A 24,209-nucleotide genomic window follows, 5' to 3' on the forward strand; every position below is an offset into this window, starting at 1 on the left:
TCCTATAGGGGTTATGTCCAACCAAGCGTTATTTGGCAGCTTGTTCATATCGTTATATTAGATATGGGTTGGTAATATTTGGCGTTCTAAAATCTATAATTTGTGAGGTCAGTTGTACCAATGCTCTAAAAAATCATTATTCAAAAATGATATTACAAATATAAAAAGAGGCTCGTAATTATTTACAGATATTGATTAAGAGCGTTTTTTAACTGACCCTGTGAGTTTATGCAACTGATTGATCATAAGCTCGGCGGCTTTTTGCTCAGCAATACGGCGGCTTTCGCCAGACTCGGTGATATCAGGGCAGTTTTGGATATTGACATGGCAGCGCACCACAAATATTTGATGGGGAGCATTACCACGTGTTTCCATAAGCTCATAGTTTGGCAAATCAAACTGCTTAGATTGCAACCATTCCTGCAAACGACTCTTCGCATCTTTTAGTGCTTTTTGATCATTGACGTTGTCAATCAAGTCACCATACCAAGACAATACGCAATGACGAGTAATCTCCATATCTTGGCTATCTAAATAAATAGCACCAATCAAAGACTCTACTGCATCTGCCAATATAGAAGCTCGATTGCGACCACCACCTTTACGTTCACCCACGCCCAATATGAGATGGTTGGACAGCTCCAAGTTTTGAGCAATGATGACCAACGATTCTTGGCGCACCAAAGTTGCACGCATACGAGTCAAACGACCTTCATTTTGATTAGGGTAACGATGGTATAAAGCCTCGCCTACAATCATTCCTAAGAGTGCATCACCCAAAAACTCTAGGCGCTCATAGTTTTTTTTGCTATCAAATGAGCGGTGCGTCAAGGCAAGTTTTGGCAGGCCCACGTTATTAAAAACATAGCCCAGCTTACGGGTCAATACCGCTAACCGCTGCGTGAACTCTGAGCTAACTACAGGCGTATCAACAGGCGTGCTATTTTTTTTGGAAGTAAGGACCGCTTGGGAATGTTGCGAAGTTGGTTTCATGCGTGGCTTGTGGTTATCCCTTCTGTTTTACAGAGTTAGTTTGATAAAGATATATAGAATTTTAAAGGAACAGTAGTGTACCATCCCCTATCACGACAATTTATTCTGCGGTCGCCATATCAATGTTTCCTTCGAAACGATTGACGATATCGACATTGCCAAAAAAATTATTGGTGACGGCATATTCTTTATGAATGGCCAATTGGCCTGTTTTTTTGTTGGTGAACGTAATAACATCTTCTGCATTAGTATCATAGTCAGCATTTATAGATAGCTGTTTATTAACGCGCTCAACAAATTGCTTGGCAGTTTCGTTATTGTCATTGGCAACTTTGAGCTCTGTACTCAAAAGTTTCGTGAGCTGATAGTCACCTATTTGAGCAGGAACGATGGCAACCATCAGCTTGACAGCAATGCCTAACATCATAATAATGAGAACGACATTTGTCACACTAGCGCCGCGCTGCGTGGCAAGACCAGATAATTGCTGCATTATGATACCCCTCTACAGATAGATGACTATTTTTGACAGCTATCTGTATAGTAGACAGCCGTTTATTTGATAGCAACGATATTAGCATAAAACTATTATCGATAACTCAATCAATAGAGTACTCATGGTATTAATCAATGGTACCATTACGCTCGAAAGTTGGTAAGTTTAATCCTGGTGGTTTATGCATCCAAATATAGACCGCTTTACCCGCTAAATTTTCATCAGGAACAAATCCCCAGAACCTGCCATCTGCACTGCGATCACGGTTGTCACCCATCACAAAATAATGACCTTCTGGTACTTTAATGCGCCACTCTGTCCCCTCTGAGCTTACCACTTCTGGCGACTCTTGCTGTAAAAAAGGCGCATATTGGGCACTGTTCATCCCTTTTAGATAGCGAACCAAGTGCTGGTTCTCACCCTGCGTTTCTTGGAAGTACTGCGCGGCGCCTTCTTCTTGCTGACCCATCGCAGCCGCGCTTTCTTCTGTCAGCACCTCGCCTGGACCCATCTGTCCTGGCAGATAAAGCTGTGATGTCAATTCAGCATTGGCTGAAAAATCGATAGGCGTTGTTTTTACGGGTACATCGTTAATAGAAAGCTTGCCTTGACTGTAGCTCACCGTATCGCCTGGCAAGCCAATCAAGCGTTTAATATAGTAAATGCTTGGGTTTTCAGGATAGCGAAATACCACCACATCACCAGGCTCAGGTGATCCTGTATCCAACACCTTGTTGTAAGTCAGCGGTAAGCGGACGCCATAAGCATATTTATTGACTGCAATGAAATCGCCCGTATATAGCGTTGGCACCATGGAAGAAGATGGAATATTAAAAGGCTCAATCAAAAATGAGCGTACGATCAATACGACGGCCAACACAGGAAAAAAATCATAGGCCCATCGCACTAACAGGCTCTCTTGACCTCGACCGCGAGTTTTGCGCTGCTTGAGTGCCAGCTTATCTAGCAGCCAGACAATTCCTAAGCCTATGGTCAACGGCACTAAAATTAAATTGAAATCAAAATCCATACCAAATTGCCTATTAACGTGCTGTTTGTCTAGTTGCTTTGATCAAAAAACTGACGACATTCAACTGTTATGTACCAGAACTCTCTCAGATAAAGCGATGTATTAACTGTCCACTTGTAAAACAGCCAAGAAGGCTTCTTGTGGAATCTCCACACTACCCACTTGTTTCATACGTTTTTTACCTGCTTTTTGCTTAGACAACAGCTTTTTCTTACGCGATACGTCACCGCCATAACATTTGGCCAAGACATCTTTACGCATGGCTTTTACCGTACTACGACCAATGATCTGACTACCAATTGCGGCTTGAATCGCCACGTCAAACATCTGACGTGGAATCAGCTCTTTCATCTTGCTCACCAATTGATTACCGCGGAAACGTGCTTGGTCTTGATGTACAATCATTGCCAAGGCATCCACCTTTTCACCGTTGATTAGTACATCCACTTTGACCAATTTGTCCACTTGATAACGATCAAAATTATAATCCAATGACGCAAAGCCACGCGAGACTGACTTTAGGCGATCAAAGAAGTCCATGACCACCTCACCCATCGGAATATCAAAGATAACCTGAACCTGCTTACCCATGAAGCGCATATCGACCTGTACACCGCGGCGCTCAATACATAGGGTCATGACGTTACCCAAGTAATCTTGCGGTACTAAAATCTGACAGCGGGCAATTGGCTCACGGAACTCTTCAATATTGTTAGGCTCAGGCAGTCTTGATGGATTATCAACATAGATGACTTCACCGCCTTTCTTTTCAATCTCATAGATAACTGAAGGCGCAGTGGTGATCAAATCCAAGTCATACTCGCGCTCTAGGCGTTCTTGGATAATCTCCATATGCAGCATGCCCAAAAAGCCACAACGAAAGCCAAAGCCTAACGCGTCTGAAGTATCAGGCTCAAAAAATAATGACGCATCGTTGATTTGCAATTTCTGCAGCGCTTCACGGAATTTTTCAAAATCACTCGAATCGACTGGGAACATGCCTGCATATACTTGTGGCGTGATCTGTTTAAAACCTGGGATACGATCAACATCAGGCGTACTGGCATGCGTAATCGTATCGCCAACTGGTGCGCCTGCAATATCTTTGATACCAGCGATAACAAAGCCTACTTCACCAGCTTCTAAAATACCCGTATCGACAGGTTTGGGCGTGAATACCCCGATAGAGCTTACTGGATGAGCATCGCCCGTTGATTTGATATAAATCTTATCGCCTTTTTTTACCGTCCCTTCACGTACGCGAACCAGTGAGACCACACCCAGATAACTGTCAAACCATGAGTCAATAATGAGCGCTTGTAGGGGTGCTTCACGATCACCAGTTGGCGCTGGAATGAATTCAACCAAGGCTTCTAATAGGTTATCCACCCCAAGACCAGATTTCGCTGAAACACGAGGGGCATCAATGGCTTCTATTCCGATAATATCTTCAATTTCTTGAATAACACGCTCAGGCTCGACTTGTGGCAAATCAATTTTATTAAGGACTGCCATCACCTCTAAACCTTGGTCCACTGCCGTATAGCAATTGGCAACCGACTGCGCCTCAACGCCTTGAGCGGCATCAACAACCAATAGCGCGCCTTCACACGCGGCTAATGAGCGCGATACTTCATAAGAAAAATCGACGTGACCTGGCGTATCGATAAAGTTTAGCTGATAACGCTCACCATTAGGATGGTCATAATATAGCGTGACCGACTGCGCTTTAATGGTGATACCGCGCTCACGCTCGATGTCCATAGAGTCAAGCACTTGCGCCTGCATCTCACGATCTTGCAGCGCGCCGCACATTTGAATAAAACGATCAGCAAGGGTCGACTTGCCATGATCAATGTGGGCAATGATAGAAAAATTACGAATATTGGCTAATGCAGTCACAAAGCGCCTACTAAATTAAGGGTGATAGAATAATAAAAATAAAGAACGAATATGGTTAGGTGCAATCGATAAGATACTTTTGCATCGTTAAGAAATGGACTATTAAAACCAGCTGATGTCACTAATGTCATCAACAAGCATATACAGTCAAGCCTGTTAAGCTCTTATGCGCACGCATGAAAGAGTATTCTAGCAGTTTTCAACCACAAAGTAAGGCGATTTTAGTAGCAGCGGCATGATTTGCAAGTGAAGCAAAGCATTTATAAACAATTCTGTCAGAGATAAAATCGGGAAATAGAGAGATCTCAAAGCGCATTGATCTATAGACTCTTTATAAAACCATGCACCCAGTCAAATACAAGACTTTGGCAAGCTATTTTGGCAAGCCATTTTTGGACAAATTATCTTCCATGTTTTCATGGCCTTGATGTAGATATTTATACATCCATGGTGATCTGCCATAAAAGGCGCCATTTATCTGCGTTTGTTCTATCAAGTATTCACGAAACCTGAGGTAAAACTCATTGTCTGGAGTCTTGGGCTGCTGCCAAAAGTCTTTGAGTGGCTGCGAGTCTGTGAGTTTAGGTGTATCGTAAATTGCGCGGCCCATTACTTTGGTCGGTTTTTTATGATAGACCGATTGTAGGCCTGTCGTACTGTTGATAGTGACCATACCGATGCTATATTTTATAAGGGTGGGCAGATGCATATCACAGCCATAAAACACACGATGTGCCACTTGATAACGCTCAGCCAAACTCGCGACTAGCTCACGATAATCCCGATGACCGCGATCTAAGGGGTGATGTTTGAATACAAGCAGGTGCTGTGTATCGGCATGATGGGCAAAGCTTGCAATAGCTTCATCAATGAACTGCACCACATCACGATAATCACTATGATGCGTGATCTGTGAATCATTATGTACTTGCAAACTGATCAAAAAGTAATTATTGCCATTCTTTTTAGTCAGTTTATTTTGCAGTTGCTTATCTGGTATATAGCCCTTTAGTTTACGCCATGGTGCTTTGAGCCAAGCTATCGCTTCTTGCCACGCCGTCATGCCGCGATAATGCGAATAGTGCGGATAACGTCTTTTGTAGAGCCAAGTCATAACATAGTAGACGATAGCGGCAATGCTCAGACGATAAAAACGATTGTGGGTATATAACGGCTTATCATTGGCTTTTTTTAAAGCCTTAATGTCTTCTATGTTTAAGCGCGAATAACCGTTGATACCGTGTTCTTGCAAAGTGATGTAATCAGGCCGCAAATACCCTTCTTCAAATACAAAAAATGAGATGCATACTTGCTCACTCACACATGCCGCTTGTGTATGATGCGGGCGGCAATCACCAAAACACACAATGGCATCAATACCATGCTCTTTAATAAACGCCTGTAGCCAAGCAGTGAACTGCGCTAAAGTATCGGTATATTCATAAGTATTATCATGACGGTAGAAAAAAGCATCACCAGCATTAAAGTTAATTTTACTGACTTTAATATCTTGTGTTTGCAAAAATGAGGCAAAGCGGTTAAAAAATCCGCCCATTTTCCCCTGTAGCAGCAAAACGTGTCGATGAGTGAGCAAGTGAGACATCGAAGCTACCATAGTACGGGGCTACCATTAAATGAGAGGGAATATATAAAACAGCGATAGGTTATCTATACATCACGTTATATAGTATAAAAATGATTATACCGAAAAAGCACCCAGTTGTCGCAATGGAATGAGAGGATGCTCAAAGTCAGTTAACGAGACATGTTGCGCCACTGCTGCTGCCATCGATGGCGCTGCTGCATAAAACGTGTGATAGCTTGTCGTTTGAGCTGTGTGGGTATTTTGGATATCCGTGATGCTGACTTTTGCACTGAACCATCCATACTATGAGAAAAGTTATCATAAGAGTCTTTATCACTCTCAGTTAGCGCCATTTTGGGAGGGTACAAATAATCAATTACCTGCTCTACTTGTGCAAGGCCATAGCCATCAGGCAAACGGTATAAGGGATACCTTATAAGCGAACCATACACTAATTGCTCAAGCGTCAAGGCAATCGCTCGTTTTCGCCGCTTTAAGTATTGAGCTTTTGGTAGTGACGTTGCATCGATATCCTCAGTCAATCCCCAACCTGCATAAAATGGCAAACCATAACAAGTCACCTTTAAACCGCGGAGCAAGGCTTCAAAACCAGTCAGTGAGCTGATCGTATGTACCTCATCGACCCACTCTAAACAGTCAGGCATCGCAGTATCGTAGGCAACCGCCTCTACCTGAGCTAAGCAGGCTTCTGTTACCTTACCTGCTCGCAGCCCTGCCTCTACATCGGGATGCGGCTTATAAATCAGATAAGCATCGGGATTGTCTTGGCGCACGCGTTCGATCAAATGACGGTTGGTTTTAATGGTTGAGCCGCAGTACTGCACGGACAGATCATCTTCTACTTGCCCGATGATAAGAATACGAGATTTACCAGAGTTTTTTGCTTTATGCATCCACGAGGTTTGTTGACTCTCAAGAGTGACGCCCACGTTGTATTTACTCACCCGCTGAGTCAGTAGCTTTTCTTGAAGCCGTTGTACGCGTGCTCGTTGCTGCAGGCTCAGCGGTTGACAGTCACGTAGTAACGTCTCTAAATCTGAGGGACAAGTAGCATCGTAGTAGATGCCTTGCTGATCTATAACAACAGACAATGGAGCCAATAGCGTTGCGCCCAGACCGTTCGAGCGAATAAAGCCGTCTTCCATGCAATAAATAGCTGGCGTGTGTGCGGATTGCTCAACGACCTTTTTCTGTAACTTCTCATGTAGCTGTTGGCGTTTTGCCAGTCCCCATACCAATAGAGGCTGATGATAATTGACACGGAAATGATCTGGATGTAATAGGTTTTTTAGACGTGGTTTTGGCTTGATAAACAAGGTTGTGCGCGGAAGATTGGTAAAGGCTTTTACAAATGGCAGTTTCCAGCGACTAAATTCATATATCGTCAAATTGCCATCAAGGCGCGTTTGCCAGTATCGATTGGTCACCAGCCAATCAATCGCTGTTTCGATATCACAAGCTTGTTTGGTCGCTGGATCCACATAGTGACTATAATCAATATAAGCACTATAGAATAATGTTTCGAGTGTCGTGGTGAGCATGTTTTTTGACACTGTCTTGAGACGGGCGGTATTTGCTGTACTCGCTTTATCAACCACCGCCGCTGCAGATGCTAATCGACGTTGTTTCACGGTTTTTAATAGACGCTTAGGGGCACCAGTATCATCAGTCAAACCCCAACCACTATACCAACTGACTCCAAAGCAATGCACCGTTTTGCCTAGCATCAGCGCCTCAAAACCCATATGAGAGCTGACCGTATAAACATGATCTACTTGCGATAAAAGGGTGATTGGGTTAAGTGTTTGCGTCAACAGCTTGACATTTTTAGGCAGTTTTAAATTGGTCAAGTACCCTGATTTTGATGCAGGATGCGCTTTGATCCAAATATTTGCATGAGGATGCTGGCGACACGCCGTTTTTAGCATCTGCTTAAAGTGACGCTTATTAGCACCAGCCCCTTTAATAGAGGCATCGCCTGTAACTTGGTCAATAAGTAGCACATGTGATTTTGGCAGCGCTGTTTTTGTATCGCTGCTGTCTTTATTGACCAGCTCATCTAATACTGGACAATCGATTACTGCATTATATTTACTGAGCTTCTCATCACAAAGACGTGCCATCAATTGCCGAGCGCGTCTGTCATTTAATTCACGGTCAAGACTATGGTCAGCGCGCGCTATAATCAATTGTTCAAGGCGTGAGCGATGGGTCATATCAAAATACATACCCATATCGTCAACAACCACACTTAAGCTATGGCGACTACTGATGCCTGAATCCAAGGAGCGCAAAAAGCCATCCTCGATACTCAGCGTACTCAGGTTTTGACGTGTGGCGGCTTTATTGGCTCTTTGGAAACTCTTCTTGCGTCCCCAGCCGATGAATGCACTGGGCTGCAAATCGATGTTACGGGCTATTAGGGTTTGTTGCAAGCTTGACCATGGATACCAACGCTGAATATCTGCTTGCAACACCTGTGAGAGCAATAGATTATTACGTAGCATCCCTTTGCCGACCACTGCCAGTTTTTTTGGCAATTGATGTTGTGCTGGAGGCGAAGGTGGTGCAGGATCAGAGTCGGCCACAGCGGCTACTTTGTTTTTATTCGCTGTACCCTTTGCCATCTCTGATACCCTTACACATTACTTTTACGTCAACTGATAAAGCCGCTGTCCAACAAACAACGACTAGATAACCCTTATAAATCTAAGACGACTTTAGCAGCGATTGCTAATTGATAAACAATCTGCGACAAACCGCGAGCAATCTCCACGCGCTTAGTTTTGACTTTCGGTAACACCATAATCTCATCACCTTGTTGGATACGATAAGCGGTGTTCACGACTTCACTAGCACCGTTTTGATGAATAATGAGGATGTCTTTGGTATCAGCGTTATCAGAGAAGCCACCAGAGTTGGCAACATAATCCCCAACAGTATAATCTGGGTTAAAGGTAAGCGCGCCTTGTGCTCGTACTTGACCATTAACGGTAATGACTGATGTTTGTGCGGGTATCTCGATAATATCGCCTTGTTGCAAGATAATATCCTGCCACGAATTTGGTACAACGACAATCTGACCATCAGGCTGGACATTACGGGCTTTAGCCACAAACTGCTTAACCAATGCAGCATCATCTTGACGTAAGGCGGCCTCCTCACGAGTCGTCGACTGAGTCGCTAGTGTAAGCTCTTCTAAACGATCGAGTGATTCATTGATCATGCGTTTTTGTTGTTCAGCAACAGATTGACGGTATATCGTTAAATGCGTCAATTTGGCGAGCGGGCTTGGTTGTAATTGTGGCACGATATCTTTTAGACGAGCACCGTATGGCACGACCATCGCACCATTACCTGTATGCGCCCCTTTTACCTGTACAGCAATGGTGCCGGCGTAACGATCGGACGTTACCACTATTTGATCGCCATTATAAACAGGTACGTTCTGAGCCTCGCTTAACGAGTAGTATTCTGCCGTTTGAGCACGTCCTGCACTGCGAGTAATACTGACATTGGTAGCATTGGCGGCTGGATTGGACACTTGTAGCACATCACCAATGGTCAAATCATTCACATCAAACTCAAATGTATACTCGTTTTGTACCTCACCACTCACAGCAAAGGTTTTTTTCTGCGGCGCGACGGTGATCACATCACCATCACGGAACGAAAACGCTTGAAGTTTACCTGCTAGCAAAAAGTCATATAGATTTACTTGTTGGAGCATCTGACCGTTTCGTTTGATCTGAATATCAATATAACTACCGCGTGCTGGATCAACACCGCCTGCTCGGTCCAAATAAGACAGTACCGAATCTGCTGCCAGACCGCCATAATAACCTGGCTGTTTAACAAAACCTGTGACAAATACTTTGACTGGTTGTGCTTGCTCTAAAGAAGCATAGACGCCGACGTTTGAGCGATAAATACGATTGACCGCGCTTTTTACTACATTTTGTAGGTTGCCATTTTGTACCCCAGAGATACGTACTGGACCCACGTTTGGCAAGAAAATATTGCCTTGTGGATCAACCGTCATCGTCGCCGCGTACTGGTAGGCACCCCACATTCTTACTTGAACATTATCGCCAGGATTTATCACGTAGCTGTCGTTAAAAGTGGACCCAGAAGTGGTCGAGAATGCGCCGCGAAACAGTTGCTCACCAAACATCATGTCTTGCGTATTGATATCTTGGTAAGGGCGCGTGGTATTGATTACCGACTGACTTGGTAAACTTGCGGCATTGACCGCCTCTTGAGTGTTGGCCTGCCCTGGAACACCACCTGAAAATGCCTGTGTTGACACATTGATATTATTGCGATTTTGATCTTGAGACATATTATTGTTGCTTGTGCCAAAACTCGACCCTGATATCTGGTCAGCATAACTGCTTGCAGCGGTTGCTGACAGGCTAGTTGTGGCCATCGCTAAACTTGTCATGATCACGATAGAACGTAGTTTCATATTCATGCGTTATATTCCTTTACTGATCCATCGATCATTATTGGTATCTGGTCTGTCAATATTAGCTACGATGATCACGGATAACCGCCATCACCAAACGTATAAATCCATAGAGCATCAAAAGTAACGCCAATGATGTCCATATCAGATAGGCTTGACGCGGATAGGATGCTTCTTCAGCTTCATAAGGGGTTGAGATCACAATCAAGTTTTTCATTTTCTTGAAAGCCTCCAACCTTGATTTTTCAAGCGATGATAATGACAATTTATACAACTCTGTTGCAAAATCGACATCCGCTTTGATGGTCTCAAACTGTACCGCCTGTCGATTCAATTTGGTCGTATTAGGCGAGGTAAGTTTGGTTTGCTCTTGAGCAATTTGTTCCTCAACGGCCTTTATCTGACTTCTTAATGAAACCACTTGCGGCGCATCTGGATTTAGGTAGCTAAGCAGTTGACGCTCCTCTGTGCGTAAAGAGCTTAATTGCGCTTGCAGACTACCAATCAGTTGATTAACAATCTGTGCATTGGCCTGCGGGTCATAAATCTCATTTTTATTTTGATAGTTTAATAGCTGCTCTTTGGCGTCGTTCAGACGCTCTTCTGATTCATCTAACTGTGTTTCTGCAAACGCTAACTGATCACGCGCCACCTCTTGTGAGATGCGGTTCACAAAACGCTCAGACTCACCTAAGATAGCTTTGTTGAGCTCGTAAGCATATTTTGAATCAAAGCCTTCTGTCGATACCGAAAGTACATAACTCTGCTCATCAAGATCGATATGAACACGTTTTTTGAAATACTCGAGCAAATCCTCTTGGGTCGCATCAGGATCAATTTCATAAATAGGGTCTGAGCCATCGACATAGTATGCTTCGCGAAACTTAAACTTATTATCTAGCCGCTTCACCATATCATTTGACAGAATGTACTCTGTCAAATAGGTTGCATCTTCTTTACTGGTACTATTTACGCCCAGTAAAGCTGATATGCCACCGCCAGACGACACACTTGAGTCACTGACTTGCTTTACCACCACATCAGCGGTCGATATATAACGCGGATGAGCCAGCGTCATGACATAAAATATCACGAGCACCCAAGGCAGTATGACTAAGCCGATAAATAACGAGAGGTTAATTATCTTACTTTTTTGCTTTGTGGATATGCTTTTCATAAACCTCAATCGCTTCTGTTGTATCTTCAAAGACGTGTGCTGTCTGATCCATTAATACAATACCAATATCGCAGTTTCTCTTGATATCACCAATATTGTGCGACACTATTAAAAATCCGGCCTGTGCACGTCTGGCAGCTAGAATCTCTTCACTACGCTTGCGAAATGCTGCATCACCAACAGCACCTGCTTCATCGAGCATATAATAATCAAAATCAAAGGCCAAGCTCAGCCCAAATGTTAAACGAGCTTTCATACCTGACGAGTAACTCTTAACGGGCATGTCAAAATAATTACCGATATCAGCAAACTCTTCGACAAAACGAATTTTTTCATCGATATAGGCCCCGCTAGAATACAGCCGACACACAAAGCGGACGTTTTGCCGACCGGTCAAACTGCCTTGGAAGCCCCCTGCCACACCGACTGGCCATGAGATGGTAGAGTCGGTGATGATCTCGCCATGGTCTGGCTCATCAAGTCCGCAGATGATACGCAGCAAGGTTGACTTACCCGCGCCATTACGCCCGAGCAAGCCAACGCTTTGCTTATCACCAATGGTCAGATTGAGATCTTTAAAAAGATAATGCCGACCTTTTTTCGTCATAAATGACTTAGAAATGTTTTTAACTTCAATCATTCATCTACCTTACTCAATATAGATACTCATAATTATTATGATTAATTTAGCGAGAACGGATCATGTCACGCTCAGCATACTTGTAGAGAAGAAGACCTAAAAAATTAACCACAAACATCCATTCTAGAAAGTACCAAATGTCAATATGGTTTGCTGGATAATTGGGCGCAAATGCATGTCTTATTAGTTCAATATTATGGATAAAAGGATTATATAGCAGGTAACTAAAATAAGGCTCAGGAACAATATGGATTGGATAAATAATACCAGACGTAAAGTACAAGATAGTAAACAGAATAGTGATTACTTTGCTGATCTCACCGCCGTAGTATCCAACCACCATCATGATAAGAGCAATACCGAAACTAAATATAAATAGCGTTATCCAGCAAAATAATACGATATGTAGGTTTTCCAAATTGGCATAGATATCAAAAAAAGCCAAGCCTAAAAGTAGAATTATAGATGTAAAAAAATAGATGACTAATTCTAAGAATGAACGCGCAATAATCACATCAATGTGCTTAATCGAACGGTACATCAATAAACCTTTATTGGCATTCACTGCCCCTAACGCTCTTGTCGCTATCTTTTGAAACATGCGAAATGGCACCATTCCAGCTACTAGAAACAAAGAGAAATCCATACCTGGTACTAGACGCTCTCTAATTGCCCCGAAGATCACCAAAAAAATCAGGACTTGGAAAAGAACCTCAAGGGGCGCCCACAGGTAGCCCAAACGATAACCACCGAAACGGGTCTGCAACTCACGCATCAGCAGTGCATGAAAGGCTGCACCCATGACTTTTAAGCCACTGCGATGCTTGATAGGACGATAAGGAGGTAATTGAACAGACATGGCGTTACAGGACTTTACCGAAAACAGCCCCTATGATAAGTAAGCGCGACATAAGTTACAAGAATTAATCTGTGTATTAACAGATAAACCTATGATTTGGTAAGAAATCTGTAAGTTATCAGAGATGGAAGTACAAAACGCTTAGCCTTATACATATATTTTAAGCAAAAAAAAGCCAATCTCGAAAGATTGGCTTTTTTAATACTGCTATATATGGTGGCGATGGAGAGACTTGAACTCTCGACCTCACGATTATGAGTCGTGCGCTCTAACCAGCTGAGCTACATCGCCGTTTTAGGCTGCACATTATGCCCAAGCTGCTGACTGCCGTCAACCCCTAATGGGCATTTTTTGCAAAAAAATGAATGTCATTCAAATTAACTGCACTTACTTACTACGACAAATGATAAAAAAGATTTGGTAAACCGATAAGCCGGGTTCTGTCGTGGACGATCATTCCTCTAGGCGTATCATCGCTGATACGCTCAAGCAACCTACCCGCATCGAACGCGGGCCGCGCCATGCCGATGCCTATTTGGTCTTGCTACGCGTGGAGTTTACCATGCCGTGAGATGTTGCCATCCACGCGGTGCGCTCTTACCGCACCCTTTCACCCTTACCGATAATACCCTAAGATACTAAAGGCGGTCTACTCTCTGCTGCACTGGTCGTCAGATTACTCTGCCCAGCCGTTAGCTGGCACGCTGCCCTATGTAGCCCGGACTTTCCTCCCCTGCTCATCTGTTGCCAGTGTGCAGCGGCGATCGCCTAGTCTACCAAGCGCGCTAGTATAGCAAAACTCACGCCTGTATGGGAATGTCTTTTCGGCATATTTTTAAAATGACCTTAAAAACACTTTAAGCACTTAGATAAACGCTGTTGGCAAGGCTATGTCAGCATTATCTGAATGTTCATTTGATTGTTTGGCCAAAATCAGCCAGTGCGCTTTGGGGTAATAGCGCGCCAAATACGCCTGCAAAAAATCAATGGTACTATTTGCAATCTCAGCATCCGTTTGTTCAGCATCATCATGGATATGATTGTAAATCACACTATGGATCATTAAGCCGCGCGATTTTGTGGCTTCTAAACTGAGTAACGTATGATTAATGCTGCCCAGTCGGCCAGAGGTGACCAAGACGATAGGATAGCCTCGCTCAGCGATATAATCCAAGGTTAATAGTTGCTCATTTATCGGTACCAGTAGCCCGCCTGCCCCTTCAAGCAACACCATCTCATAATCGGCTTGTAGTGCGTTAGTGGCATCGGTAATCACATTGATGTTAAGAGGACGGTTTGCTAATGCGGCAGATAAGTGCGGTGACGCAGGCTTCTCATAGCGATAAGGACAAGTGGTAAAGTCCAGATCGTATGGTTGTAATGGCACTCCCATCAATTGACGGTGACTTAAAATATCATCTGCAATGCCTAGCTCGCCATCTGCTTGTTTACTGATGCCCGTTTGTACCAACTTTTGCGTGATAACGTTGACGCTTTGCTGCATCAACGCTTTGGCAAGCAGACCCGTGGCATAGGTTTTGCCAATATCGGTATCAATGCCGGATACAAATAGCACGCTCATGGTTGACCTCGATGTTCTAAATATTTACGTACTACTTTTAGCAGCGCTTGGCATAAGGTGGTCAGCTCATCATCAGTAATAATGTAAGGCGGCATAATGTACACCAACTTACCAAAGGGTCTGACCCAGATGCCATGATCAATCAATAAAGACTGAAAAATAGGCATATCGACCGCTTCATCCAATTCAATGACAGCGACCGCGCCCAAACAACGAACCTCGGCAACACCTGCCAGCTGCGCAGCTGGCGTCAGGGCTTGCTCCATCGTACGCTGCATATTGGCAGTACGCGTTTCGATATCATAAGACAGGATCAAATCAATCGAAGCACAGGCGACCGCACAGGCGAGCGGATTACCCATAAAGGTCGGACCATGCACAAGGGCTGGATAGTCGCTATTGTGAATGGTATCTGCGATCTTGCGAGTACACAGCGTTGCGGCAAAAGTCATGTAGCCGCCGGTTAGCGCCTTGCCAATGGTCATGATATCAGGGGTAATGCTGGCATGCTCACAGGCAAATAACTTTCCACTACGCCCAAATCCAGTAGCAATTTCATCCGCTATCAAGAGTACATTGTACTTATCACAAAGTGCGCGTAATAGCCGCAAATATTCAGGGCTATAAAAACGCATACCACCTGCGCCCTGAATAATTGGCTCAATGATAAAACCTGCCAGCTGCTCACCATACTCTACAAAAAACTGAGCTAACGACTCACGATCATCTGCCGTCAATGCGCGATCAAAGCCAAGTGGCGGTGCTGAGACAAAATGCTGCATCGGTAGCTGCTTGCCATACAGACTGTGCATCCCATTGATAGGATCACAGACACTCATGGCGTGCCACGTATCACCGTAATAGCCTGAATGGGTTGAGGCAAACTGTTGCTTGTTTGGGCGTTTGACAGCCACTTGATATTGCAGCGCCATTTTTAGTGCCACTTCTACGGCGATACTGCCACTGTCCGCATAAAAAATCGCATCGAGACCAGAAGGCATAATATCGAGTAGCTTTTTGCCCAGATCGATCGCTGGCTGATGGGTCAAGCCACCAAACATCACATGCGCCATTTTGCTCAACTGCTGGGTTAGCGCTTCGTTTAGCTTGGGGTGATTGTAGCCATGGACGCTCGCCCACCATGACGACATTCCATCAATCAGGCGCGTGCCGTCTTCAGTAATGATATAAATACCTTCAGCGCGATCGATAACGATATTGGAATAGGTGGGTGGTAGGCTGGCATATGGATGCCATAAGTGCTGTTGATCAAACTCATTCGTTGCTTGGATGGCTGTGGTGATCGTGGTTTTTTTGGTCATCGTATCGTCCCTAAAACGTTGTAAACCCAAACGTCATCAATCGCTTATCAATATTTTATTGACCCGTAATACGCTTGTATTTGGCTAATAAATCATTTTCTGTCTCGACATGATTGGGATCATGAGGGATACAGTCGACTGGACAAATCACCACACATTGCGGCTCGTCAAAATGCCCGACACATTCTGTGCATAGATCTGGATCAATGACATAAATATCATCGCCTTCTGAGATGGCCTCATTTGGGCAGGCAGGCTCGCACACGTCACAGTTGATACATTCATCAGTGATTAATAGCGCCATAAACTGCTCCTTATATTTTTGCTCATATTAGCCCTATCTGGCTGCGCTTGACTGTTTTAGCAAGTGCTAGCAGAGTATTTTTGATGCAGCATCTTTTAGTTACTATTTAATTTTTTGTCAAAAGCTTGCAACACACAAGGTGGGACAAATTTACTGACATCGCCACCGAGTTTGGCAATTTCGCGAATCATGGTCGATGAGATAAATGAATAGTTCTGAGAGGGGGTCAAAAATACGGCTTCAAAGTTTTCATCAAGCTCGCGGTTCATACTGGCCAGTTGAAACTCGTACTCAAAATCGGACATCGCGCGCAGCCCGCGCAGCACGGCGGTGGCGTGTTTTTCGCGCATAAAATCAACCAGCAACCCTTCAAAGCCAATCACCGAGACTTGCGGCAAATCGGCAAATACAGTTTCGACTAAAGCGACTCGCTCTTCAAAATTAAATAGAGGTTTTTTATGATGCCCCGAGGCAACCGCAATCACAACCTCATTAAAGAGCTTGGTTGCGCGTGTCACCAAATCCACATGACCATTGGTAATAGGATCAAACGTACCAGGATATAGAATTTTGGTGTGTAGCTTTGAGGAATTAGGAGAAATAGAATGGCTCATAGCATGGCTAATATAATCGGTAATATTAGGCCATATGCTAGCAAATTTTGCTCAAACTTAATACTTATCTGCTACATTTGTCCTAACAGCCGATTTACCTTTTCACCAGAGGCTTTGATACAATAGGCGGTTCGACTCATCTGACTTATAATCCAAATAAAATTCAATACCATTGAATGGGTTAAGATGAGGAATTAGTAGGACTGGTCAAATAAGGCGCCTGTGTTTTTAGGCAATCCTTATGGAGAAATTATGTCAAAAAAATCAAAAAAACCTGATAATCAGATTTGCGCTAATAAAAAAGCGCGTCATGAATATTTTATCGAAGAAACTTTTGAAGCCGGATTGGCGCTACAGGGCTGGGAAGTCAAAGCCATTCGTGCAGGAAAAATGACCATCACTGAAGCGTACGTCATATTTCGCAATAACGAAGCTTTCTTATTTGGTGCGCACATTCAGCCATTACTATCGAGCTCTACGCACGTTAGTCCAGACAGTATTCGTACCCGTAAACTGCTTCTCAATCGCCGTGAAATCGAAAAACTGTCTGGAGCAATCAATCAAAAAGGCTACGCTTGCGTACCGCTGTCTTGCTACTGGAAAAACTCGCTAGTGAAATGCCAAATTGGCCTCGCACTAGGTAAAAAGCAGCATGACAAACGTAAGACGTTAAAAGATCGCGATTGGGAACGTGATAAGCAGCGTGGTTTCAAACAGCACTTGGGTTAATATTCATTCAAGTATTATCGAACAATCATTATAAAAAAGGACGGCTCAGTAAATATTGAGCCGTCCTTTTTTGTACCTTATTAATGCTTATATAGTCAGTTCAAAACAAAAATGTCATAAGTTCCAAAGCGCTACTGGGATGAATTTTTCACAGCCTCTGTGTATACAGCACGCAAGGAAAATTTATACCAGTAGCGCTATAACATTTTTAAATTGAATCTACTATACTTATCAACTGTTAACACTCGTGACTGACAATACTCATTAACTACCATACTAGCCGCTTACGCGACCTGCCCTTTGACCGCCAATGGCACACTTTTACGAGCGCGAAGCTGCTTTATTCCATGAGCAATCAAACAAGCAATACCCAACCAGATCAACCCATAACTATATATCATCGCTGATTCAAACGGATTGCCCAGCACCGTCACCGCCAAGATAAACAGTAACGCCGGTTCTATATAGCTCATCATGCCATAGACATTGACGGGCAGCATTTGGCTGGCATCAATATTGGTTTTCATTGCCAATATGCTCAAGATCCCTAGACCTGCTAGCATCATCAGCAAAAATCCAGACCCTGCTACCATCGCCAAATTGCTAGGCGCAAAAAAGTACAAGTAACCAAGCGCAAATGGGGCAAACAAGCTCAGATCGACCAGCATACCAGTGATAGCACCGATACCTTGCAGCCTACGCATGATATAGTATATCGGATAGGTACCACACACCCACAATGTCGCCCAAGAGACACTTTGGGTACGGATGATCTCACTAAAGACACCGACCGCTGCAAATGCCACCGCCAACCACTGTAAACGACTGAGCTTCTCACCGAACAGCAGACAACCAAACACCACCATCATGAGTGGAAACAAAAAATAGCCCATGGCGGTTTGGACGCCCTGCCCATTGACCGGGGCCCACATAAATAGCCAAAGCTGACTCAAAAATATCGGTGTAGGTAGCAGCAGCCATGCCCACTGTTTGACCGAGCGCAGTGCACGCAATTTATCGATGTGCATACCCAGCCGTCCACTTATCGATAAATAGCCAACCAACACCGCCCACATTGACAGCATACGCCAGATGAAAACCTGCGTACCCGACAAAGGCGAAAGAAAGCTGCTGTAGGCATAGAGCACACCAAACAAAATATTAGATAAGATGGCAAATGACACCCCCAGCATCAGCGTGCGCTGCTGCGTATTACCAGTTGTTAAAACACTAGGTAACAGCCAGCGTGTGAGGCTCGTAGTGACAGTATTGGATAGCATTTGCATAGACATGTGAAGCACCATAGATTGAGATAAGAGTAAAAGGTAAAGCTCAGCGTGCGTAAATCGCGTAACTATTGGTTGATAAGTCTTATCCTACTGATATCTTATGATATAAATTATCTATTTATTATTTATAATGATTTTATTTTTCAATTATTGTCCCATAAACTAATTTATTTATCATTTTCTAGGTTATTTTGATAATAATTCAATAATTGCATAATTCTTATTATATTTTTTCTGCCTAATCCATTTCTATATAAGGATTACTGTAAAAGGAGGATCGCATGAGTCAGCATCTAGATGACACCGATAAAGCCATTTTGAATTTATTACAAGACGATGCGACATTACCGCTCAAAGCCGTTGCCGAGCACGTGCATGTGTCTGTTGCCACTGCTCAGCGCCGTATTCAAGCGTTGATAGACAGTGGCGTGATCACCAAACAAGTCGCGATCGTCAATCCTAGCAAAGTAGGCTATGGTCTGACGGCCGTGGTCATGATAGAAATGGAGCGCTCCAACACATCAATGCAACATCGATTTGAGCGTTTGATGGATTCGCAAACACAAGTGATGAGCTGTTATGAAGTATCTGGCGATTTTGATTTTATGCTGATGGTCAATGCCAAAAATATGAGTGACTATCATCAGTTCACTCGGCATTTGCTGACGTATGAAAACAATGTACGCAATTTTAAAAGTCAGTTTGTGATGAACTTTACCAAAAGTGGCACGAAGATTTTGCTTGATTAAGACATCATATGTGGCATATCAAGAAATAAAATGATAAGAGTAGTGTAATTTTAAATATGGTAGCTAATGACGACTTTAAGGATTCTTGTTGTGCAAAATTTAAATACATTTTTAATGTTCAAAATAAATAGCTTACCTTACTTAAAACTCTCACTAAATAGCCTGTTTATTATAGGGTTATTTACAGTTATATCTCTACCTACTTATGCCTATGATATTCAGCCTGTTTCAAATAGTTGCGATATTTATAAAAATATCGAACAATCTGATAAACCTATCACATTAAGCGAATTCAAAGAAACGCCAAATGGCATAGACATATATTCAGATAATTTTGCATTACAAGTGGCAAAATTTCAGCTCTGTCAAACAAAATATCCTTTCAGTAAGGATACGGATGTTATTAGCCAATATGCTAAATACGAGCAAGCATTATCTAGGTTTGCGAATAAAGCTATTAGCGACTTTCCTAAGAAAGATAGCTTAAGCCATAAACAAATAGAACAATTTAAATCTGATGGTGTTTACTATCAAGAGCAACTAGTCGAGCTTTACTTCCAGATGGCTCTAAATTACTACATAGGTGAATTTGTTCCTAAAGACGATAACAAAGCCATACAATACATGAGTAAAGTTGTAGACTATTTTCAACAAAATAAAGCAAACTCTTCAATTTGGCTAGATTATATGGTGGGTACAGGTTTAGTACGAAAAAATAGACGTGTAAGTCCAAACAACCCTATTATCTTACAGCAGGAAACTGAGACTGGATTAGGTATTGTAAGTACTGCATTATTATCCAAAGCTGGACATTTAGATAGCAAAGCTGTTCTATTGCTTGAGGCTTTCAATTATTGGCGGGCATCTCATGTTAACTCAAGTCAAAAAGAGCTTGAACAGTATTTACAGCCTCTTATTTCAGAGTTGACCGGTTACGCTGAACTGGGCAGTTACAAAGCAATAGAGGGCTTAGATGAGATTTATACTGAATTAGCTTTAACTGATGCGCGTTATGAGCCGAAAGCAAACTATTGGCAGAAGCAGTCAGAAAATATACCTCAAGACAATACTAGCTGGCATTAGTTCAATAGAGTATTAGCGAAAGATAACTGCAATCGACCCATTTTAAAAAGACTCCAATTATACTAGTGTATATTTTTCGAAGTATCGACACGCACACGAATAGCTTTCAAAAAAATTTATTTAAATATAACGACACAGCTTTATATATCGATTTTATTCTATCTTAAATTATTAAAGACCAAATGAGCATACGTTAGATGTTTACGAATAATTAATCATAGTAGAAAAGGGAACCTAATTATGGCTAAGAAAAATTTTATCTCTCACCCAAGGACGCTTATAACAGGAACCATACTAGCCTCAATGCTTGCAATGTCAGGCTGTGCGACCAGCTCATTGCTAGAAAGTAATAACCATATCATCACGACCAAGCAGACATTGTCAGAAGATCAAGTGATCGCTTTTGGCCGTCCAGCGCAGGCATTACCAAAAACGCCAAATGCAACGATGGTAATCGTTGGTGAAAAAAACAGCTACGTACTCACCCAAGGCGGGATTGAGATGATAAACCTACTCAGCAATCTCACGCAAAAAAACATTCACGTTGACAATGACATGAATTTTTATGTCCCCAATAATGATGGATATTTCCAAGGAGAAATGAGGCTGTCTTACGCCAAATTAAAAGATGAGTTTGGACGCACAGATTATCAGTTCTTTTTACAAAATAATGGCCGGGAATGCACATCAACCAGTGATCAACGTATTGGTGCCCAGCGTTTTTGTTTTAATGTCCCCGTGAAAGGTGCCATATATCCGCAAGTGAGTAATTTAAGCTTGATTCAGTCAAATTATCGCGCTCTAACCAAGCCTTATACGGTAAGCTTTTATACTCAAACGCAGCAAAAAAACACAAACCGTCATGGACCAAATAGCGCGCAAAAACTGGTATTACTTCCCTTTGCACTCGCTTTTGACGTGGTGACTTTCCCGCTTCAATTATTAGATAATTAAAAGCTATCAGACAGCGCACTGACTCACCTGAAACCATAAGGTACGTTACGAGGCGATATCCGTACTTGCTCGTAACGTGCTCACTTGATAGGTTAAAATAACTTTTCAACAATGGCTTTTGGATAACTTTGCTTGGCCGTTTGTGCTGCTTGAAACAGTATCTCATCTGCCTCTACAGGACCAGTAATATCGCACAAGCACACGTAGGCAAGTTGCATCAGATTGTTTAACAGGTGCTCATTGTCCGGTACAGGTGGACGATTACCTTCCAAAAACTGATTGATATTGATGTGATGCCCTTTGAAGGTGCGTTCTTGCGAAACAGTTTGGTGCATACTATGAAAAAAGCTGCGACTGTCTGCTGCCGTTAGCTGACTGCGCAGCGCTTCTATCACGGTATAAAATGCGAGAACGGGCTCAGAGATAGGTACGGGTGCATTGATTGTCTCGTTATGGCCATTGTGACTGTCAGACTCCACTGTCTGCTGACTATCCACTTGCAACGTAGCCCAAAAGCCTTTACGAATTTCAGATTTGTGATCTTGTAGTTCAGGATAGCGCCTTGTCGCATCCAAGATGCATTGCTGCATCATCCTGACAGAGACCGCCGAGTACTGTAGCCATTGGGTCTTGAGCAGTCGTACTTCCTCAGGATGTAAGTATTTTGCCAGTACCTCTGCCATCGCGGATACCGTTTGGTCTACGGATTGAGTATCAGTATTCATCAGCTCTCTCCTATAAGTGACGCTCTGTTAGACTTTTAGCATCGAACATTTGCTTTTGAAACTCAGGGTAACCCAGCTCTGCATGCTCGGTATAGTCAAGGCCACGCTGCTCGTGTAACCGGCTCGCCTTTAACCCAAAGCTCAGATCAATCAGCTTATACATAATAAGACCCAGACCTAGTGCCCATACCAAAGCTACACCGACGCCCAGCGCCTGCACGCCCAGCCGTGATAAATTAAATAAATCCCCTGTATAAAATAGCCCAGCCGCAAGTGTACCCCACACACCACCAAAGCCATGTACGGCCACTGCTGAAACCACGTCGTCTATTTTGAGCTTTAGTAGCGCCTGCGTAGACAATATATAGACCACGGCAGCAACCCCACCGATAATAATAGAAAATAAAGGCGTCGTTGTGGCACAGCCTGCCGTGATAGACACGAGTCCGATCAAACTGGCATTGACACTATCACTGAGCAAGATTGCTTTGTTCATTGTCCGAGCAATCAGCATGTAGCTCACCACCGCACTGACCGCAGCGATAAAAGTATTAACGGCAATCAAGCCAATATTTCCAGTGATAGATAATGTCGATCCAGCATTGAAGCCAAACCAACCAAACCATAAGATAAACCCGCCAAGCGCCAATAGCGTCATGTTGTGACCTGCGATGAGTCTTGGCGTCCCATCGGGTGCAAAGCGGCCCAGTCTCGGTCCGATAACTAAAACACCTGCCAGTGCCAACCAGCCCCCGATAGAATGCACGACGGTCGAACCAGCAAAATCAATAAAACCAAGCTCGGTCAGCCACCCTGTTCCGCCGAAATACCCACCCCACACCCAACTGGCAAACACAGGATAGATAAATAGACAGATCAAACAGGCGGCGACTGCATAGCCGATAAACGAGACACGCTCTGCCATGGCACCACTCGCAATCGTCACCGCTGTCGCCGCAAACATCATCTGAAAGAACATCAGTGCCCAGTCCATATTGGGCAGATTGACTGGCATAAAATGATCGGTACCGACAAACCCCGAATGATTAGTACCCATCATTAGCCCAAAACCCACCAAATAAAACGCCAGACCACCGATACACATGTCGGTGTAGTTTTTCATCATCACATTGACGGCGTTCTTTGCGCGTACCGATCCGCTCTCAAGTAGCGCAAAACCTGCCTGCATAAAGAACACCAGAACCCCGCCCCAGATAATCCAAGCGATATTTTGATATTCGAGTAGCTGCGCCACCGTCAATGTGTCAGCCGCGGCCGCTTGTGCACTAGCTATCGTGCCAAACAGTAGCGTCCCCAGCATAAGTATCTTGTGCAGTAATGTTCTTAGTAGCCCTTTTATCGCATCCAGCCCAACAGATGATGTTCTCATTTTATCTCCAAACACTTATCTATCCGTTCAATTTTTATCGGTGCACCATTTTCACTCATGAATGCACACAAATAAGCCCTAACGGGGTTGGAGCAAAAGCTATGCCAAAAGTTATGGATGAAAATCAGAACGGCTAACAAAACATGAGAAAACAAATGATTGGTACTGGCTAAATCCATACTTTGATAACTGTACTTTAACAACCACGTTTGCGAAGATAGACGGTTCTGCTGAAACCATTTTTGCCATTATTCTGCTAGGCTAGTCGCTTACTTTGCATGAGCAGTTTATCTCGCG

21 protein-coding genes, 1 tRNA gene and 1 other RNA gene are annotated in these 24,209 nt (G+C 43.4%); 4 read left to right on the plus strand and 19 right to left on the minus strand.

The window, feature by feature from the left end; translation table 11 throughout:
- Positions 1-195 precede the first annotated feature (195 nt).
- The 16 genes from rnc to coaD form a co-directional block, all read right to left on the minus strand.
- Complete coding sequence (gene rnc / locus L0G63_RS03935; RefSeq protein WP_301449458.1) at positions 196-993, minus strand: ribonuclease III; 798 nt, start codon at positions 991-993, stop codon at positions 196-198.
- 100 nt (positions 994-1,093) lie between these two features.
- A complete protein-coding gene (locus tag L0G63_RS03940) occupies positions 1,094-1,486 on the minus strand; it encodes a DUF4845 domain-containing protein (RefSeq protein ID WP_301449459.1) in 393 nt (130 codons plus the stop codon).
- A gap of 130 nt (positions 1,487-1,616) precedes the next feature.
- A complete protein-coding gene (lepB, locus tag L0G63_RS03945) occupies positions 1,617-2,519 on the minus strand; it encodes a signal peptidase I (RefSeq protein ID WP_071002300.1) in 903 nt (300 codons plus the stop codon).
- 102 nt (positions 2,520-2,621) lie between these two features.
- Positions 2,622-4,421, minus strand: coding sequence for a translation elongation factor 4 (gene lepA, locus L0G63_RS03950; RefSeq protein ID WP_301449460.1), 1,800 nt, complete (start codon positions 4,419-4,421; stop codon positions 2,622-2,624).
- Positions 4,422-4,794: 373 nt separating this feature from the next.
- On the minus strand, positions 4,795-6,024 hold the full coding sequence (locus L0G63_RS03955) for a capsule biosynthesis protein (RefSeq protein ID WP_301449461.1): 1,230 nt from the start codon (positions 6,022-6,024) through the stop codon (positions 4,795-4,797).
- 152 nt (positions 6,025-6,176) lie between these two features.
- Positions 6,177-8,654 carry a capsular polysaccharide biosynthesis protein gene (locus tag L0G63_RS03960; protein ID WP_301449462.1) on the minus strand — a complete coding sequence of 826 codons (2,478 nt, stop codon included), beginning with the start codon at positions 8,652-8,654 and terminating at the stop codon, positions 6,177-6,179.
- A gap of 74 nt (positions 8,655-8,728) precedes the next feature.
- On the minus strand, positions 8,729-10,501 hold the full coding sequence (locus tag L0G63_RS03965; protein WP_301449463.1) for a polysaccharide biosynthesis/export family protein: 1,773 nt from the start codon (positions 10,499-10,501) through the stop codon (positions 8,729-8,731).
- A gap of 55 nt (positions 10,502-10,556) precedes the next feature.
- On the minus strand, positions 10,557-11,672 hold the full coding sequence (locus L0G63_RS03970) for a capsule biosynthesis protein (RefSeq protein ID WP_301449464.1): 1,116 nt from the start codon (positions 11,670-11,672) through the stop codon (positions 10,557-10,559).
- Positions 11,641-12,312 (minus strand): ABC transporter ATP-binding protein, encoded by a 672-nt coding sequence (locus L0G63_RS03975; RefSeq protein WP_301449465.1) that lies wholly within the window; start codon positions 12,310-12,312, stop codon positions 11,641-11,643. The genes L0G63_RS03970 and L0G63_RS03975 overlap by 32 nt, the downstream gene beginning before the upstream one ends.
- 46 nt (positions 12,313-12,358) lie before the next feature.
- Positions 12,359-13,171, minus strand: a complete 813-nt coding sequence (locus L0G63_RS03980; RefSeq protein ID WP_301449466.1) for an ABC transporter permease — start codon at positions 13,169-13,171, stop codon at positions 12,359-12,361.
- A 214-nt stretch (positions 13,172-13,385) separates the two neighbouring features.
- Positions 13,386-13,462 (minus strand) — tRNA-Met (locus L0G63_RS03985).
- A gap of 122 nt (positions 13,463-13,584) precedes the next feature.
- Positions 13,585-13,951, minus strand: an RNA gene (gene rnpB, locus L0G63_RS03990) — RNase P RNA component class A.
- A gap of 85 nt (positions 13,952-14,036) precedes the next feature.
- Positions 14,037-14,753, minus strand: a complete 717-nt coding sequence (bioD, locus tag L0G63_RS03995; protein ID WP_301449467.1) for a dethiobiotin synthase — start codon at positions 14,751-14,753, stop codon at positions 14,037-14,039.
- Positions 14,750-16,075 carry an adenosylmethionine--8-amino-7-oxononanoate transaminase gene (gene bioA, locus L0G63_RS04000; protein ID WP_301449468.1) on the minus strand — a complete coding sequence of 442 codons (1,326 nt, stop codon included), beginning with the start codon at positions 16,073-16,075 and terminating at the stop codon, positions 14,750-14,752. Before bioA ends, bioD begins: the two co-directional genes overlap by 4 nt.
- A gap of 55 nt (positions 16,076-16,130) precedes the next feature.
- Entirely contained in the window at positions 16,131-16,379 is a 249-nt protein-coding gene (locus L0G63_RS04005) for a YfhL family 4Fe-4S dicluster ferredoxin (RefSeq protein ID WP_058024492.1), read from the minus strand.
- Between the two features lie 95 nt (positions 16,380-16,474).
- Positions 16,475-16,993, minus strand: a complete 519-nt coding sequence (coaD, locus tag L0G63_RS04010; protein WP_301449469.1) for a pantetheine-phosphate adenylyltransferase — start codon at positions 16,991-16,993, stop codon at positions 16,475-16,477.
- A 252-nt stretch (positions 16,994-17,245) separates the two neighbouring features.
- Between coaD and smpB the strand changes: the two genes are divergently transcribed.
- Positions 17,246-17,722, plus strand: a complete 477-nt coding sequence (smpB, locus tag L0G63_RS04015) for an SsrA-binding protein SmpB (protein WP_093067726.1) — start codon at positions 17,246-17,248, stop codon at positions 17,720-17,722.
- A gap of 284 nt (positions 17,723-18,006) precedes the next feature.
- Here the strand turns inward: smpB and rarD are convergent, their stop codons facing one another.
- Positions 18,007-19,014, minus strand: a complete 1,008-nt coding sequence (gene rarD / locus L0G63_RS04020; RefSeq protein ID WP_301449470.1) for an EamA family transporter RarD — start codon at positions 19,012-19,014, stop codon at positions 18,007-18,009.
- Between the two features lie 278 nt (positions 19,015-19,292).
- Between rarD and L0G63_RS04025 the strand changes: the two genes are divergently transcribed.
- The 3 genes from L0G63_RS04025 (at position 19,293) to L0G63_RS04035 (ending at position 21,797) form a co-directional block, all read left to right on the plus strand.
- Positions 19,293-19,760, plus strand: a complete 468-nt coding sequence (locus tag L0G63_RS04025; protein WP_301449471.1) for an Lrp/AsnC family transcriptional regulator — start codon at positions 19,293-19,295, stop codon at positions 19,758-19,760.
- A gap of 90 nt (positions 19,761-19,850) precedes the next feature.
- The gene (locus L0G63_RS04030; RefSeq protein WP_301449472.1) at positions 19,851-20,843 is read left to right on the plus strand and encodes a hypothetical protein; all 993 of its coding nucleotides are present in this window, start codon (positions 19,851-19,853) and stop codon (positions 20,841-20,843) included.
- Between the two features lie 240 nt (positions 20,844-21,083).
- Complete coding sequence (locus L0G63_RS04035) at positions 21,084-21,797, plus strand: hypothetical protein (protein ID WP_301449473.1); 714 nt, start codon at positions 21,084-21,086, stop codon at positions 21,795-21,797.
- A gap of 92 nt (positions 21,798-21,889) precedes the next feature.
- On the opposite strand, the gene L0G63_RS04040 is transcribed toward L0G63_RS04035, so the two are convergent.
- Together L0G63_RS04040 and L0G63_RS04045 are read right to left on the minus strand one after the other, a co-directional pair.
- Entirely contained in the window at positions 21,890-22,522 is a 633-nt protein-coding gene (locus L0G63_RS04040) for a hypothetical protein (protein WP_301449474.1), read from the minus strand.
- Between the two features lie 10 nt (positions 22,523-22,532).
- Complete coding sequence (locus L0G63_RS04045; RefSeq protein WP_301449483.1) at positions 22,533-23,858, minus strand: ammonium transporter; 1,326 nt, start codon at positions 23,856-23,858, stop codon at positions 22,533-22,535.
- Between the last annotated feature and the right edge of the window lie 351 nt (positions 23,859-24,209).

The sequence above is a fragment of the Psychrobacter sp. genome, assembly GCF_030454045.1.
Classification (GTDB): Bacteria; Pseudomonadota; Gammaproteobacteria; order Pseudomonadales; family Moraxellaceae; genus Psychrobacter.